General features: G+C 67.5%; 14 protein-coding genes. 9 read left to right on the top strand and 5 right to left on the bottom strand.

From position 1 onward, the window contains the following. Positions 1-240 precede the first annotated feature (240 nt). The 5 genes from FKV25_RS14590 to pyrC all read left to right on the top strand — a co-directional run bounded on the left by FKV25_RS14590 (position 241) and on the right by pyrC (position 5,451). Entirely contained in the window at positions 241-1,086 is an 846-nt protein-coding gene (locus FKV25_RS14590) for an N-acyl homoserine lactonase family protein (protein WP_211345457.1), read from the top strand. Positions 1,087-1,498: 412 nt separating this feature from the next. Continuing rightward, positions 1,499-2,785, top strand: a complete 1,287-nt coding sequence (locus FKV25_RS14585) for a hypothetical protein (RefSeq protein ID WP_141519518.1) — start codon at positions 1,499-1,501, stop codon at positions 2,783-2,785. Then, positions 2,782-3,498, top strand: coding sequence for a hypothetical protein (locus FKV25_RS16535; RefSeq protein ID WP_246072109.1), 717 nt, complete (start codon positions 2,782-2,784; stop codon positions 3,496-3,498). Before FKV25_RS14585 ends, FKV25_RS16535 begins: the two co-directional genes overlap by 4 nt. A gap of 257 nt (positions 3,499-3,755) precedes the next feature. Then, entirely contained in the window at positions 3,756-4,124 is a 369-nt protein-coding gene (locus FKV25_RS14575) for a hypothetical protein (RefSeq protein WP_246072108.1), read from the top strand. A gap of 229 nt (positions 4,125-4,353) precedes the next feature. Further along, positions 4,354-5,451: a dihydroorotase gene (gene pyrC, locus FKV25_RS14570; RefSeq protein WP_425462638.1), complete on the top strand. Its 1,098-nt coding sequence runs from the start codon at positions 4,354-4,356 to the stop codon at positions 5,449-5,451. A gap of 112 nt (positions 5,452-5,563) precedes the next feature. Here the strand turns inward: pyrC and FKV25_RS14565 are convergent, their stop codons facing one another. Beyond that, entirely contained in the window at positions 5,564-6,010 is a 447-nt protein-coding gene (locus tag FKV25_RS14565) for a tellurite resistance TerB family protein (RefSeq protein WP_170218659.1), read from the bottom strand. Between the two features lie 261 nt (positions 6,011-6,271). Here FKV25_RS14565 and FKV25_RS14560 point away from each other — a divergent pair, with 261 nt between their 5' ends. Further along, positions 6,272-6,640 carry a DUF6164 family protein gene (locus FKV25_RS14560; RefSeq protein WP_141519516.1) on the top strand — a complete coding sequence of 123 codons (369 nt, stop codon included), beginning with the start codon at positions 6,272-6,274 and terminating at the stop codon, positions 6,638-6,640. 203 nt (positions 6,641-6,843) lie between these two features. On the opposite strand, the gene FKV25_RS14555 is transcribed toward FKV25_RS14560, so the two are convergent. The 4 genes from FKV25_RS14555 to FKV25_RS14540 form a co-directional block, all read right to left on the bottom strand. Then, positions 6,844-7,029: a hypothetical protein gene (locus tag FKV25_RS14555; RefSeq protein WP_141519515.1), complete on the bottom strand. Its 186-nt coding sequence runs from the start codon at positions 7,027-7,029 to the stop codon at positions 6,844-6,846. A 216-nt stretch (positions 7,030-7,245) separates the two neighbouring features. Continuing rightward, positions 7,246-8,178 carry a tetratricopeptide repeat protein gene (locus FKV25_RS14550; protein WP_141519514.1) on the bottom strand — a complete coding sequence of 311 codons (933 nt, stop codon included), beginning with the start codon at positions 8,176-8,178 and terminating at the stop codon, positions 7,246-7,248. Between the two features lie 207 nt (positions 8,179-8,385). Continuing rightward, positions 8,386-8,832, bottom strand: coding sequence for a VOC family protein (locus FKV25_RS14545; RefSeq protein WP_141519513.1), 447 nt, complete (start codon positions 8,830-8,832; stop codon positions 8,386-8,388). A gap of 50 nt (positions 8,833-8,882) precedes the next feature. Beyond that, positions 8,883-9,371, bottom strand: a complete 489-nt coding sequence (locus tag FKV25_RS14540; protein WP_141519512.1) for a VOC family protein — start codon at positions 9,369-9,371, stop codon at positions 8,883-8,885. Positions 9,372-9,528: 157 nt separating this feature from the next. Here FKV25_RS14540 and FKV25_RS14535 point away from each other — a divergent pair, with 157 nt between their 5' ends. The 3 genes from FKV25_RS14535 to FKV25_RS14525 all read left to right on the top strand — a co-directional run bounded on the left by FKV25_RS14535 (position 9,529) and on the right by FKV25_RS14525 (position 13,131). Next, positions 9,529-10,362 carry a DUF5694 domain-containing protein gene (locus tag FKV25_RS14535; protein WP_141519511.1) on the top strand — a complete coding sequence of 278 codons (834 nt, stop codon included), beginning with the start codon at positions 9,529-9,531 and terminating at the stop codon, positions 10,360-10,362. 214 nt (positions 10,363-10,576) lie between these two features. Next, positions 10,577-11,782: a DegT/DnrJ/EryC1/StrS family aminotransferase gene (locus FKV25_RS14530; RefSeq protein ID WP_141519510.1), complete on the top strand. Its 1,206-nt coding sequence runs from the start codon at positions 10,577-10,579 to the stop codon at positions 11,780-11,782. A 128-nt stretch (positions 11,783-11,910) separates the two neighbouring features. Next, the gene (locus tag FKV25_RS14525) at positions 11,911-13,131 is read left to right on the top strand and encodes a putative DNA modification/repair radical SAM protein (RefSeq protein ID WP_141519509.1); all 1,221 of its coding nucleotides are present in this window, start codon (positions 11,911-11,913) and stop codon (positions 13,129-13,131) included. Positions 13,132-13,215: the final 84 nt, after the last annotated feature.

The raw sequence follows: 13,215 nt of genomic DNA, 5'->3' as shown, positions 1-13,215 counted from the left end.
AGTACGTCTTCACATAGGTCTCGATGTCCATGATCGCTCCGTACTCGCGCACGAAGCGGGTGAACTCTGCTTTGACCAGGGCGGAGTAGCACATGGCACGAGCTTAGCGCACCGTTCGAGCGGTTTGGCCACGCCCGTGGGACGCCGGGATCACGGGGGACGTGCCCGCTCAACCCCCGGTGATGCTTCGATCTGCCGTCGGGCTATAGTCGCGACTGGATGCCACGAACGGAGATCGCCATGTCCATCGCACTTGCTTCGCCCTTGCGGATGGGGGCCGCCGTGGGGCTGCTCGCGTTGCTGGGCCTTCCCGCCCACGCCGCCGATGTCGCCCTGTCCCGCCTGGATTGCGGTGGCGCCCCGGCGCCGCAAAGCGTTGCTGCGTTCTCCGATACCTACGCCTATCCCGAGCTGAAGCTGCAACTGGTGTACAGCTGTTACCTGGTGCGCCACGGTGACCGCTATCTGGTCTGGGACACGGGCCAGCCGGCGGATGGTTCGCCGCGGGCGCCGAAGGTCGCACTGGTCGACCAGCTCCGGGCGGCCGGCATCGACCCGGCCGACATCGACTTCGTTGGCCTCAGCCACTACCACAACGACCACACCGGGCAACTCGCCTCGCTCCCCGGCGCGACGCTGCTGATCGGCCGCGGGGACTGGGACGCCGTGCGACCGGACACGCCGCCCGATGGCATGCCGGCCGCGGATTATGCCCGCCGCCGCGCGCCCCTGGCGCACTGGACGTCGGGCGAGGGCACGGTGCAGCCCCTGTCGCAGCCACAACATGACGTGTTCGGCGACGGCTCGGTGGTGATGGTCAGCCTGCCGGGCCACACGCCCGGCCACCACGGCCTGCTGGTCAAGCTGCCGGGCCAGGGCAACGTGCTGCTCAGCGGCGACGTGACCCACTTCCACGAAAACTACGCGACCGACGGCATCCCCAACTGGAACACCGACCGCGCCGACTCGCTCGCCTCGCTCGACAGGTTCCGGAAGATGGCCGAACACCTCAAGGCGACCGTGGTCATCCAGCACGATCCACGCGACGTAGGGAAACTGCCCGCGTTTCCGGAGTTCGCCGAGTAATAGCGATCGGAGGCAATCAAGCGTAGTTGATTATCTCCGTCCTCTTTCCTTGTCCCGGCCCTGCAGGACGTGCTGGAAAATGCAGATGAGGTCCATGCAGGACTGTCGTGACATGAGCACGGCTAGGGAAGGAAACACTTGGGCTGGAGGATCGCTCACATCCTAAGAATCGGCAACGGCGCTCCGTCGTGTCGGGAAAGCACCTCTGACCCCTGCTATTTTTGTTCGGCACGCCTCTCGAGTAACCATGCCGAGATCGTGGCATGATCCAAGCCTGATTCGAGGCTTGGCAAGGGGGTATGGCATGGAAGATCGGCCTGAATTTCTTGTCCGGGGCGAGCGCGCTAGGCTCTTTCCCGTATTGGCTGACACGTCGAAGGAGGGCCGGACTCTATCCATCGTTCTGGCCTGCATGGAAACCGTCGAGGACTTCGGTAAGGCTCTTCTTTCCGATCTTGGCATCAAGACCGGAGCGCGAACGCGGCTGGAGGCCTATACAGAGGTCGTCCTGCAAAAAGGGGGCGACGCGAAGGTTCGACCGGATGGACTGCTGGTGCTGCGTTCCGGGGCTACTAGATGGACCGCGCTGGTGGAGGCCAAGGTGGGAAATACCGATCTCACCGCCCAACAACTCGAGTCGTATTTGGAACTTGCCAGACTCAATGGCATCGATGCGCTGTTGACCATCTCCAACCAGTTCGCCCCGTTGCCGAGTCACCACCCGGTTGCACTGAGCGGTGCTTCCATGAAGAAGGCAAGTCTCTGGCACTGGTCTTGGATGTATGTGCTAACCCAAGCCACGCTTCATCTGGAGAATGGCGACGTCGGGGACCGCGAGCAACGCGTGATCCTGAATGAGATGATTCGTTTCCTCAGTCATCCTAGTGCCGGCGTGAAGGGCTTCGACCAGATGCCCGCAGCTTGGACCGCAGTGGCCAATGCGGTACAGGCGGGAGGCACGCTGTCGGCCAAGTCCAGTGATGTGCAAGAGGTCGTGGGGGCCTGGTATCAGGAGACCCGGGACCTGAGCTTGATCCTCAGTCGGCAGCTTGGCGAGGAGGTATCCGTCAAGGTTCCCAGAGCCCATGTGGCGGATCCCGGGCTGAGAATCAAAGAGGACGCTGAGCGCCTTGCCCAAGAATGCCGCCTGCGCAGTATCTTCTCCGTCCCAAACACGGCAGCCGCCATTGAGGTGGCCGTGGACTTCAACAGGCGTTCGGTCTATGCGTCGATGCGCGTGGCGGCGCCCGGAGACCGGAAGTCGACCAAGGCAAGGTTGACCTGGCTGCTGCGTCAGTTGGCGAAGTCCAAGCCCGAGAGCGTACATGTCCGGTTCTACTGGCCCGGGAGGGGCGCCTGCACGCAACATCCCTTGACGGTCCTTCGCGAGTGCCCAGAGGTGGCGGAGGAGAGCGGAAAGGTCGTGTCTTCCTTCGAAGTGGTCTACGCACGGGATCTTGCGGGCCGCTTCGCCCAACGCAAGAATTTCGTGGCCGATCTGGAACAGGCCATCCCCGACTTCTACGAGCAGGTGGGCCAGCACTTGAAGGCCTGGCAGCCCCAAGCTCCGAAGATCAAGGAGTCCCGAGCGGACCCGGTGGATGTCGGAACAGAGGCAATTCAGAAGGAAGCGGAGATTGAAGCGTCGGAGCGCAATGCGACGAGTGGCGATTTGGATCAGCGAGAGGGCCCGGCTTGACGATCGTCAGCGAGCAGAGCGCGAAGAAGAGAAGTGAACACGCTGAGTCGCTGACCTTCTCCTGGTTGTACGGACGCGTGCAGCGCTATGTGTCCGAGACTAAAGGCCCTGGACCGACCAGATTCGAGCGCTGGAGTTTCTGGATCGCGATGGCGGCGGCCGCGATTGGATTTGCCATTGCGCAGACCTGGTCGCATTGGTTGCCGGGCGAGGTCGCCATCTGGCTGGTGCGTGCATGCCTTGCTGTCGAGCTGGGCGGTGTGGCCTTGTCCCTCATCGGGACGCTTCGTCGCGAGCTTCCGCAGTTCCTCCGGTCGCGACAGGTCCATGCGGATGAGATGGATCTCGACTTCGGGAAGTGGCGCGAACTGGCGCTCGAACTCCAGGAATTTCCTGCCGTTGAGCGGGACGCCCGATTGAGATTTGTAGAGGAATTGCGCTCCAACATGGACCGTCGCATGGGGCTCGTCTTCGGTAGCGTGCAGCGGTTGGGCGTGTTTCCGCTGCTGGTGGCGCTGTACCTCCAGTTCCGTGATTGGACCTGGGGCGACTGGACGTCGGCCTTCGATGTCAATCTGGTAGAGGGCATCCTGGTCTTCGCAATGTTCGTGCTCTACGGCACGGGCTGGCTTCTGATCGGGTTGCGGACGCGGATGGATACGTATGCCAGCGTCTTGCGGGAATCGATGGAAGGGGATACGGGACGAAGTTGAATTCCCGTTGGTTCAAAAGAATGGGTTCCGGTTCGTTTATTCCCTGACTACGAGCGGTCACGGGATTTGAGGGTCGCGGAGCGCTGGCTCAAGGCTTCGCTCTGTGGTCGGAAGCCGTCGCGGCCCCATGCCTTTCTTTGACGGGGTGTGGGCGCGAAGCGCGTCCAGGTCGTTCGCGGTCAGTTCGGCCGTGAACAAGTACCGCTACACCGCATGGAGTACCCTCGCGCTGACTCCAATCCCAGCGAGAGCGCCAGATGACCCGTATCGCCGCCGTCCTTCCCGCCAGCCTGGCGCTCGTCGTGGCGCTGGCCGCCGCATCCTGTGCCACCGCACCGGAGACGGCGGCACCTGAGGGTGGCCGGATGCGCGTCGAAGGCACCATCACCTCCATCGACACGCAGCCCTGGGCCTATGACGGCAACGCCATCGTCGAGCTGGACGTAGCGGGACGGGGCGCGGTCCGGGTGGAGCTGCCGGCGCGCTGGAACCTGTGCAAGGCCGAGCCGGTGGACGTGCAGGCCTTGGCGGTCGGCATGCGCGTGCAGGCCGTGGGCGAGTCGACGGGCGAGGGTGGGGTGGTGGTGTGCCAGGACGCGGCCGATCGGCTGGCGCCGCTGCAGTAGGGCACGCAGGGCGCATTGACCGAGGCAGAATGGGGTCAGGTTCACTTGCCACGTGACGGGTGGGTAAGGGCCTTGATGGCGGGCGATCGCCGGGTAAGGACGTTGGCCAGAACATGTGGCCGAGCCGGTCTTCTGCGCGGTCCCTGACCTGCCTGGACCCTGCCTGCACTGCACCGAACGGCGCCGCTGCGGTAGGGTAAGCACCCCATCGGCCCAGACTTCCCGTCCCGTGATCCCGCTCGCCCACCACATCCCCGTCTCCGACCAGGCGCGTTCCGCCCTGGCGCCCGCCGGCACCACCCTGACGCTCGCCCGCCCCGACGACTGGCACCTGCACCTGCGCGATGGCGCGCAGCTCGCCGCGGTGCTGCCGCACACGGCGGCGCAGTTCCGCCGGGCCATCGTCATGCCGAACCTGCGGCCGCCGGTGACCACCACGGCGCTGGCCGCGGCCTACCGGGAGCGGATCCTCGACGCGCGGCCGGCGGGTTCGGACTTCGAGCCGCTGATGACGCTGTACCTCACCGACAACACGCCGGCGGAGGAAATCCATCGCGCGCACGCCAGTGGCTTCGTGCATGCGGTCAAGCTCTATCCGGCCGGCGCGACCACGAATTCGGATTCCGGTCTCACCGACCCCAGGCGCGCCTACCCGGCGCTGGAGGCCATGCAGGCACTGGGCATGGTGCTTGCAGTCCACGGCGAGGTGACCGACCGCGACATCGACGTGTTCGACCGCGAGCGGGTGTTCATCGAAACCGTGCTCGCCCCGCTGCGCCGCGATTTCCCCGGCCTGCGCGTGGTGCTGGAGCACATCACCACCCGCGATGCGGCCGACTATGTGCGCGACTCGGGCGGCGACATCGGCGCGACGATCACCGCGCACCACCTGCTCTACAACCGCAATGCGCTGTTCACCGGCGGGCTGCGGCCGCATTACTACTGCCTGCCGGTGCTCAAGCGCGAGACGCACCGCCAGGCGCTGCTGGAGGCCGCCACCAGCGGCGATCCGCGCTTCTTCCTGGGCACGGACTCGGCCCCGCACGCGCGCGGCGACAAGGAAGCCGACTGCGGCTGCGCAGGCTGCTACACCGGCCTGCACGCGCTGGAACTGTATGCGACCGCGTTCGAGGCTGCCGGCAAGCTTGACCGCCTGGAAGGCTTCGCCAGCCACTTCGGCGCGGACTTCTACCGGCTGCCGCGCAACACCGGCACCGTGACCCTGCGCAAGGACGAGTGGACGATCCCCGACGTGCTGCCCTACGGCGACCGCCACATCGCGCCGCTGGCCCACGGGGAAACGCTGGGCTGGCAATTGGTGCGCTGAGCCGCCCGGAAGCGGCTCACTTCACCCCGCAGCCCGTAGGATGGGTAGAGCGCAGCGAAACCCATCACCACGGCGCCCGCGACGCCGGCTGCCGCCGACACTGGCTTCCTGGCTATTGCTGTGCCTTCGCCATGAGCTTGCGGCGGATGAATTCCGAATGCGGCACGGCGAGCAGGTCGGCGACGCGGCGGACCATCAGTTCTTCGTGCATGTCCAGGCGGGCGTCGGCGAAGGCGACCCGCCACAGCCATTCGACGAGTTCGGCGCGCTGGTCGGCGTCGAGGCCGGGACGGAGATCGCGGGTGAATTCGTGCAGCGACACCGACTGCCGCCTGGCCTGGTGGGCCTGCTCCATCAGCGACGCGAGCTCCGCCGGCGCCATGTCGAACACCTTGGCCATCGCTGCGTGGACCACCTCCAGCTCGACCTGGTCCCCGCCATCCGCGGTCACCGCCATCTCCAGCAGCAGGGCGGCGGCGGCACGCGGCAGGGCATGCGGATCGGGCGAAGGTTCGTGGCGGTTGACGATGCTCGTGAGAGCCTTGAACCAGTCGGTCAAGATGCTGCCTCCGCTGTCATGCGTGTGTCCACGAAGCTTGGGGCCTGTCGCGTGAATTCAAGCCGACTGCACGGGCGGGGCACGCATCAGAGTCGCTTGCGGGCAAGACTCGCCACCTCGTGCGCGTAATCTTTCGGGTTGCCGCCAGGGTTCGAGGATGCCTCGAGCGGTCGCGCGCCGGGTCCGGGAATGGTCGCACCCGCGAGCCAGGGTCGTGCGTCCTGCGCGGGTGCCGTACCGGGAGTGGGCTAAGATCGCGGCATGGCCCGACTCCTGCTCAACCTCCGCCACGTGCCCGAAGACGAGGCCGACGACGTGCGCGCCATGCTCGACGAGGCGCGTATCGCGTTCCATGAAACCCCGCCGAGCATGTGGGGCATCTCGGCGGGCGGCATCCATGTCAGCGAGAACGCGGACTTCGAGCGGGCGCGGCGCCTGATGGACGATTACCAGGCCCGACGCGCTGCGCGCGTGCGCGCCGAGCATGAGGCCGCGGTCCGCGATGGCACGGCCGGGACGTTCTGGACCGTGCTGCGGGACGAGCCGGTGCGTGTCGTGCTGACGGTACTTGCGATCGTGCTGCTGCTGGGGCTGATGGCGCTGCCGATGGTCCTGCTGGGCGGCGGCTGAGGCGCCGGCGCGGGAAAGGGTACAGGGGCGAAAGGAAGTCGACCGGGTTGCTGGAGGTTCCCTGAGTTCGCGCGGATCTCCGGGTGCAGCCTTCGGCTTTACCCGGGCTACGGGGGGCAGCGCTTCGGGGGTGGATGAAAAAACACCCGGGCGCGACGCTTGCCGCCACCCGGGTGCCTGACTCGCTTCCTGCGAATGTCGCTTCAGTAGCAGGGGCCGCGGTGGTCGCCGTGGCCCAGGTGCGCGCTGATCGCCTCGGGCGGCAGTTCCAGCGTCTTCTTGCCCTTATGGCAGACCAGGTCCTTGCCGGCGGGACCGCCCACGTCGACCGGCACCCAAAGGCAGCCGGACAGGGGCAGGGCGAACAGCAGGGCGAGCAGGTACTTCATTCGGTGCGTCTCACGATGGGATGATGCGGCCTAGGGTAGTGGCGCTGCGCTCCGCGGTGTCGTGATGCATGGTCCAAAAGGCGCGGCTGGCGTGCCCGCCGGGCAAGGACGGGGCGATGACGGGGCTGAAGGCGGGTACGTCGGACATCCAGCGGCGCGAGGTCTTTCCCTCGACCGGGCCTTGGCCGGCGTGCGCAGGCTCCGCGTGTACTGTCCTCAGTCCTCGTCCGGCCCTCGCCACCAGACATGGCCTTCCTCGCAAGGGGGCGGTTCGACTTCGCGGGTTTCGATGGCTTCGAGGTGGCGGTCGCCGCCGCCGGCGACCCATTGCGCCAGCAGATGCTCGACGGCGCGCCGGCTTTGTGCGGCGATGCCCAGGTTGCGATCGGGCCGCCAGTCGTCGTCGCGAACGGCGTCGTGGCGATGCGGGGTGCCGTAGCTGCACCGCAGGCAGTAGTGGCGGACGCTCTCGGTCCAGTCCTCCGCGTAGCCGATGCCGGGTGCGGTGGCGCGCAGGAGGGCATCGCGGTCATCGCGCTGGCCGCAGCGAATGAAGACGACGAAGGTCTGGAACTCCGAAGGGACGAGCCGCGCCATTTCGTTGAAGACGGGGACCTTGTGCTCGCCGTCGTAGCGGTGTCCCGTAGCGGCGCCATCGTGGAGGACGATGTCGCCGAACCGGTGGCCGCTTTCGGGCAGCGGCACGTTGAGCAGGCGGCCACGCACGGGATCGATGCGGCGGATGAACACGGTTTCGCCGCCATGCCAGGGGTTGAGCCTGGACACGGCCACGCCGTAGTCGTCGTCGATGGGGCCGTCGCCTTCCGGCACGCGGATGCCGCAAGACGTCCACAGGCGCCGGGCTTCGGCCCAGTCGCCCATCGCCGTCGCGGCAATGGCCGCGTTCCAGTGTTCGGCCTCGCACTCGTCGTCGGCCAGCGCCTTCGCACGCAGGTTGTGCTGCAGGCAGAGGGGCCAGTCCCGCATGTACTTGTGCGCCAGGCCGCGCATGTAGTGGTAGGCGCGCTTGTCGGGTTCGGCATCCAGGAGGGCGGCGAAAAGCCGCGATGCCTCCGTCAATGCACCACGGTCCATTGCGTCGTAGGCGGCCCCGTGGAGGTCGGAAAAGCTATGGGTCGTATCAGTCATGCCTGGGTGGATGCGGTTGCAGTCGCCCTATCCTCGCACGGCCGTGTTGCCTTGAGGCAGCGTCGCTCAGGGGAATCGATGCAGGAAATCCGCGTGGTGACTCCGCTCGGCCCGCGACCACGCGCGCCCGGCGGAAGCGCGCGAGCCCTGGCATCGCGCACTTCCGGACCGGGCACGGGTGCCCTTGGCGTTCTTGCGTGCGGCGCGTCAGCCCTGCGGCGGCTTCCCTTCATCGGCGGGAATGGTGTTGACCATCCAGGGCACGCCGAACTTGTCGACCACGGAGCCGAAGCCGGGGGACCAGAAGGTCGCGGCGAAGGGCATTACTTCCTTGCCGCCTTCGGAAAGCGCCTTGAACCAGCGCTCGGCCTGGGCGAGGTCTTCGGTGTGCAGGGTGACGTCGAAGCCGTTCTTGGGCTTGTCGATGTTGGGGCTCCACTCCACGTCCATGTCGGCGCCCATCAGCGACTGGTCGCCGACATCGAGCCAGCAGTGCATCAGCCAGTCCTTGTACTTCTCGTCGGTGATCGGCATGTCGGGCGGGCCGTCGCCGTACGGGAAGGCGGCGGTGATCTTGCCGTCCAGGACCTTGGCATAGAACTCGAAGGCTTCCCGGCATTGTCCCTGGAAGCTGAGGCTGGTCACGATCTTCATGGTCTCTCCTTGGGTTGGGGGAACGGGTCGTACGTGCTGAGGCGGTGGGCTTATTTCCCGGCCACGGCGGCTTCGATGGCGGCGATGTCGATCTTCTTCATCGTCATCATGGCCTCGAACGCGCGCTTGGCCAGGGCGCGGTCGGGGTGGGTGAAGGCTTCGGTCAGGACGCGCGGGGTGATCTGCCAGGACACGCCCCACTTGTCCTTGCACCAGCCGCAAGCGCTTTCCTGGCCGCCGTTGCCGACGATGGCGTTCCAGTAGCGGTCGGTCTCGGCCTGGTCGTCGGTCGAGACCTGGAACGAGAACGCCTCGTCGTGCTTGTAGGCCGGCCCGCCGTTGAGGCCCAGGCAGGGGATGCCCATGACGGTGAATTCGACGGTGAGGACGTCGCCTTCCTGGCCGGCGGGATAATCGCCCGGCGCGCGGTGGACGGCGGTCACTTCGCTGTCGGGGAAGGTCTCGGCGTAGAACCGGGCCGCGTCCTGGGCGTTCCCGTCGTACCAGAGGCAGATGGTGTTCTTGGCGGGGGTGGTCATCGCTGGGGCTCCTTTCGCGGTGGGGTGCATGGCGTGCACGTATCCCTTCGACGAACGGGCCATGCCCGGATCGACACGCCCGCGGTACGGGATTTGAACCCCCGGCGTCGATCGCGCATCTGTAAGCTTGATCGCCCCGACACAAGGATGCTGCCGAATGCCTATGTCCCTGCTGCTTCGAACCGCCCTGTCCACCGCCCTCGTGGTGGTCTCCGCGGCGACCGTCGCCGCCACGCCCGAACCCGCGTCCGCGCCGGCGCGGGTGATGCTGGTGGGCATGTTCCACTTCGCCAACCCGGGCCGGGACATGGTCAAGAGCGGGGTCGTGGACGTGACCACGCCGGCCCACCAGGCCTATCTCGATGGCCTTGCCGCGCGCCTGGCCGGCTTCGCACCGACAGACGTCCTGGCCGAATGCCGTCCCGGCGACCAGGCGCGTTACGACGCGCAGTTCGAGGATTACGTCGACGGACGCTTCGACCTGCCCACGAACGAGACCTACCAGATCGGCTTCCGGGTGGCGAAGCTGGCGGGCCTGGAGGGCGTGACCTGTTTCGACGAGGACCAGGTGGGCTGGGACGCGCAGCCGATGTTCGATTACATGGACGCCCACGACACCCAGGCGCGCGCGGACATCGAGGCGCGCCTCAAGGCGCTTTCTGCCGAGCAGGACCGCGAGCAGTCCAGCCTGTCGCTGGCGCAGTTGCTGCAACTGGCGAGCGACCCGGAGCGCGACGCCATCAACAAGGGCCTGTACCTGCGGACCAACGCGGTCGGCGCCGGCGACGGCTTCGCGGGCGCCGACGCCTCGGCGAGCTGGTGGCATCGCAACTTCCGCATGTACGCCAACATCCAGAAGGCCGCGACCCCGGGCGACCGGGTGATCGTCCTGGCCGGGCAAGGCCACACCGCGATCCTGAAGGACCTCCTGGCCGTCGACGACCGCCGCGTCGCGGAAGACGTGCGCCCCTACCTGGAAGCAGACGACTGAGGGCCGGTCGCGTCCCGATGCACGGTGGGGCGGGGTGGCTCATGCGCGAGCCAGGTCAGCAAACGGTGCGGCGCACTTTGCGTGCTGCCCCCCACGCTCCTGGCCAAACGACGCGCCGTGCCTGTCCGATCGCCAGCCCTGATGCGATCTTGCCCGGCGCCGCCCTGCCGCCATTGGCGTGCGGCGCGCGGGATGTCCCGTGCGGGGAGCGGCGATGATTCCGCGCAAGGTGCTCGATATCGGGTGGCGCGACCTCGGCTATGCCTGCGTCCGTTCGATCTGGCCGGGACGGGGCGATGCCGCGGCTCGCCTGGAAGCCGGCTGGGGGCCTCCGGGCCACGTGCTCGCCACCCTGTCGGTCCGCAGTGGCTTCGATCTCTACCTGCAGGCCCTGGCATTGCCGGAGGGGAGCGAAGTGCTGGTGTCGGCGGTGACCATCCGCGACATGGTGGCCATCATCGAACTCAGCGGTCTGAAGGCGGTGCCGGTGGATATCGATCCGGCGACCTGCGCGCCGCGCCTCGACGCGCTCGAGCGGGCCGTCACCCCGCGCAGCCGCGTCCTGGTGGTCGCCCACCTGTTTGGCGCCCGCGTGCCCATGGCGCCGATCGCTGCGTTCGCCAAGCGCCATGGGATCCTGCTGGTGGAGGACTGCGCGCAGGCGTACGCCGCCGATGGCTACCGGGGGCATGCTGGGACCGACCTGGCGATGTTCAGCTTCGGACCGATCAAGACCGCGACGGCGCTGGGCGGGGGGATCCTCGTGTTTCGCGACGCTGCGTCACGCGCGACGCTGGGTCGCCGGCAAGCGGCGTATCCGCTGCAATCGCGGAGGGCGTTCCTCAGGCGGGTGGTCTTCTACATGGTCCTCAAGATGCTCAACCGGCGACCGGTGTATTCCCTGTTCGCCGCGGCCTGCAGGTGGGCCGGGCGCTCGCACGAAGCCATCATCGCCGCATCGGTGCGGGGCTTCGGCTCGGGGGACCTGCTGGCCCAGCTCCGCCATCGTCCTGGACACGCGCTGCTCGCGCTCATGCACCGCCGTGTCCGCGGCCATGACCGCCGACGCATCGCATCCCGGATCGAAGCGGGGCGTTCGCTGGTGTCGCAACTGCCGGCGGGGATCGTACCCGCGGCAGAGGCCGAGCCCCACGTCCACTGGGTCCTGCCGGTCCAGTGCAGCGAACCCGAACGCCTCGTCTGGTACCTCCTGCGCCACGGCTACGATGCCACGCGCGGTGCCACGAGCCTGTTTGCGCTGCCGCCCGCCACGGGCATGTCGGACGCGCAGCGCATGATGGCGCGCTTGGTCTACCTGCCCCTGGACGACACCACGCCGGCCGAGCGATCCGACCTGGCCCGTCGGGTAGGCGATTTCCTCGCTGCCGATACCCGCATCGGGGTCCCCGCCCAGGGCTAGGCCAGGCCTGCGGCACGGCCGCAACGCTGGGCCGGGCAGTGCATCGCGTCGCGGTACCGCACGCTCGGTAAAGCTGAACAGGGCTCAGTCTCATCCGGTGAGACAGCCGCGCTGCAGGCTGGCAAGGCATGAAACTGACCGAGAAACTCGCGGTACTGGCCGATGCGGCCAAGTACGATGCGTCCTGTTCGTCCAGCGGCGGCCGCAAGCGGGATTCGCGCGGGAGCGATGGCATCGGCTCGACCGGTGGCATGGGCATCTGCCATGCCTACGCGCCGGATGGCCGCTGCATCTCGCTGCTGAAGGTGCTGCTGACCAACTTCTGCATCTACGACTGCGCGTACTGCATCAACCGGCGCAGCTCCAACGTGCGGCGGGCGCGCTTCACGGTCGACGAGATCGTGCGCCTGACGATGGACTTCTACCGGCGCAACTACATCGAGGGCCTGTTCCTGTCCTCGGGGATCATCCAGACCAGCGACTACACCATGGAGATGCTGGTGGAGGTCGCGCGTCGCCTGCGGGTGGAGGAGCGGTTCCGCGGCTACATCCACCTCAAGACCATTCCCGACGCCTCGCCCGAACTGTTGGCCGCGGCCGGCCGCTGGGCGGACCGGCTGAGCATCAACGTGGAAATGCCGACCGAGTCCGGGCTCAACGCGCTGGCGCCGGAGAAGGATGCCGGCGACATCCGGCGCTCCATGGGCCGCCTGCGCCTGGGGATCGACGAGGCACGGGCCGAGAAGAAAGCCCCGCGTTTCGCACCCGCGGGGCAGAGCACGCAGATGATCGTCGGTGCCGACGCGGCCAGCGACCGCGACGTGCTGGAGACCAGCAGCACCCTCTACGCGAGTTATCGCCTGCGCCGGGTGTACTTTTCCGCGTTCAGCCCCATCCCGGACGCCTCGCGGGCGCTGCCCCTGCGGCCGCCGCCACTGTTGCGCGAGCACCGCCTGTACCAGGCCGACTGGCTGATGCGCTTCTACGGCTTCGATGTCGGCGAGATCGCACCGCCCGGGCAGTCGGGCATGCTCGACCTCGACATCGACCCGAAGCTGGCGTGGGCCCTGCGCCATCGCGAGAAGTTTCCCGTCGACCTCAACACGGCGGACCGCGAGATGCTGTTGCGGGTGCCCGGGCTGGGAGCCCGGACGGTGCAAAAGCTGCTGGTCATGCGCCGGCACCGCCGCCTGCGCTACGACGACCTGGTCCGGCTCCGGGTGGCGATGGGCAAGGTCGCGCCGTTCATCGTCACGCTCGACCATCGGCCGCGCGCCGACGTCGACAGCCGGCTCATCCGCGCCGCCGCCGCGCGTCCGCCGGCGCAGGCGGACCTGTTCGGCCACTGATGCGCCGCGTCTCGCTGGACGATGGCGCCGACCTTGCCGAGTGGCGGCAGGCCGCGCGCGGCCTGTTGGCGGACGGCATTGCCC

The organism is Marilutibacter aestuarii (assembly GCF_006546775.1).
Classification (GTDB): domain Bacteria; phylum Pseudomonadota; class Gammaproteobacteria; order Xanthomonadales; family Xanthomonadaceae; genus Marilutibacter; species Marilutibacter aestuarii.
Note: the sequence above shows the minus strand (reverse complement) of the source record. Positions and strands in the feature narration are given on the sequence as shown.

Bases quoted from the DNA above. Each gene is read 5' to 3' on its own strand.
- FKV25_RS14590 (WP_211345457.1), top strand. From the start codon at position 241: ATGTCCATCGCACTTGCTTCGCCCTTGCGGATGGGGGCCGCCGTGGGG.
- FKV25_RS14585 (WP_141519518.1), top strand. From the start codon at position 1,499: ATGGAAACCGTCGAGGACTTCGGTAAGGCTCTTCTTTCCGATCTTGGC.
- FKV25_RS14575 (WP_246072108.1), top strand. From the start codon at position 3,756: ATGACCCGTATCGCCGCCGTCCTTCCCGCCAGCCTGGCGCTCGTCGTG.
- FKV25_RS14560 (WP_141519516.1), top strand. From the start codon at position 6,272: ATGGCCCGACTCCTGCTCAACCTCCGCCACGTGCCCGAAGACGAGGCC.
- FKV25_RS14555 (WP_141519515.1), bottom strand. From the start codon at position 7,029: ATGAAGTACCTGCTCGCCCTGCTGTTCGCCCTGCCCCTGTCCGGCTGC.
- FKV25_RS14550 (WP_141519514.1), bottom strand. From the start codon at position 8,178: ATGACTGATACGACCCATAGCTTTTCCGACCTCCACGGGGCCGCCTAC.
- FKV25_RS14545 (WP_141519513.1), bottom strand. From the start codon at position 8,832: ATGAAGATCGTGACCAGCCTCAGCTTCCAGGGACAATGCCGGGAAGCC.
- FKV25_RS14540 (WP_141519512.1), bottom strand. From the start codon at position 9,371: ATGACCACCCCCGCCAAGAACACCATCTGCCTCTGGTACGACGGGAAC.
- FKV25_RS14535 (WP_141519511.1), top strand. From the start codon at position 9,529: ATGCCTATGTCCCTGCTGCTTCGAACCGCCCTGTCCACCGCCCTCGTG.
- FKV25_RS14530 (WP_141519510.1), top strand. From the start codon at position 10,577: ATGATTCCGCGCAAGGTGCTCGATATCGGGTGGCGCGACCTCGGCTAT.
- FKV25_RS14525 (WP_141519509.1), top strand. From the start codon at position 11,911: ATGAAACTGACCGAGAAACTCGCGGTACTGGCCGATGCGGCCAAGTAC.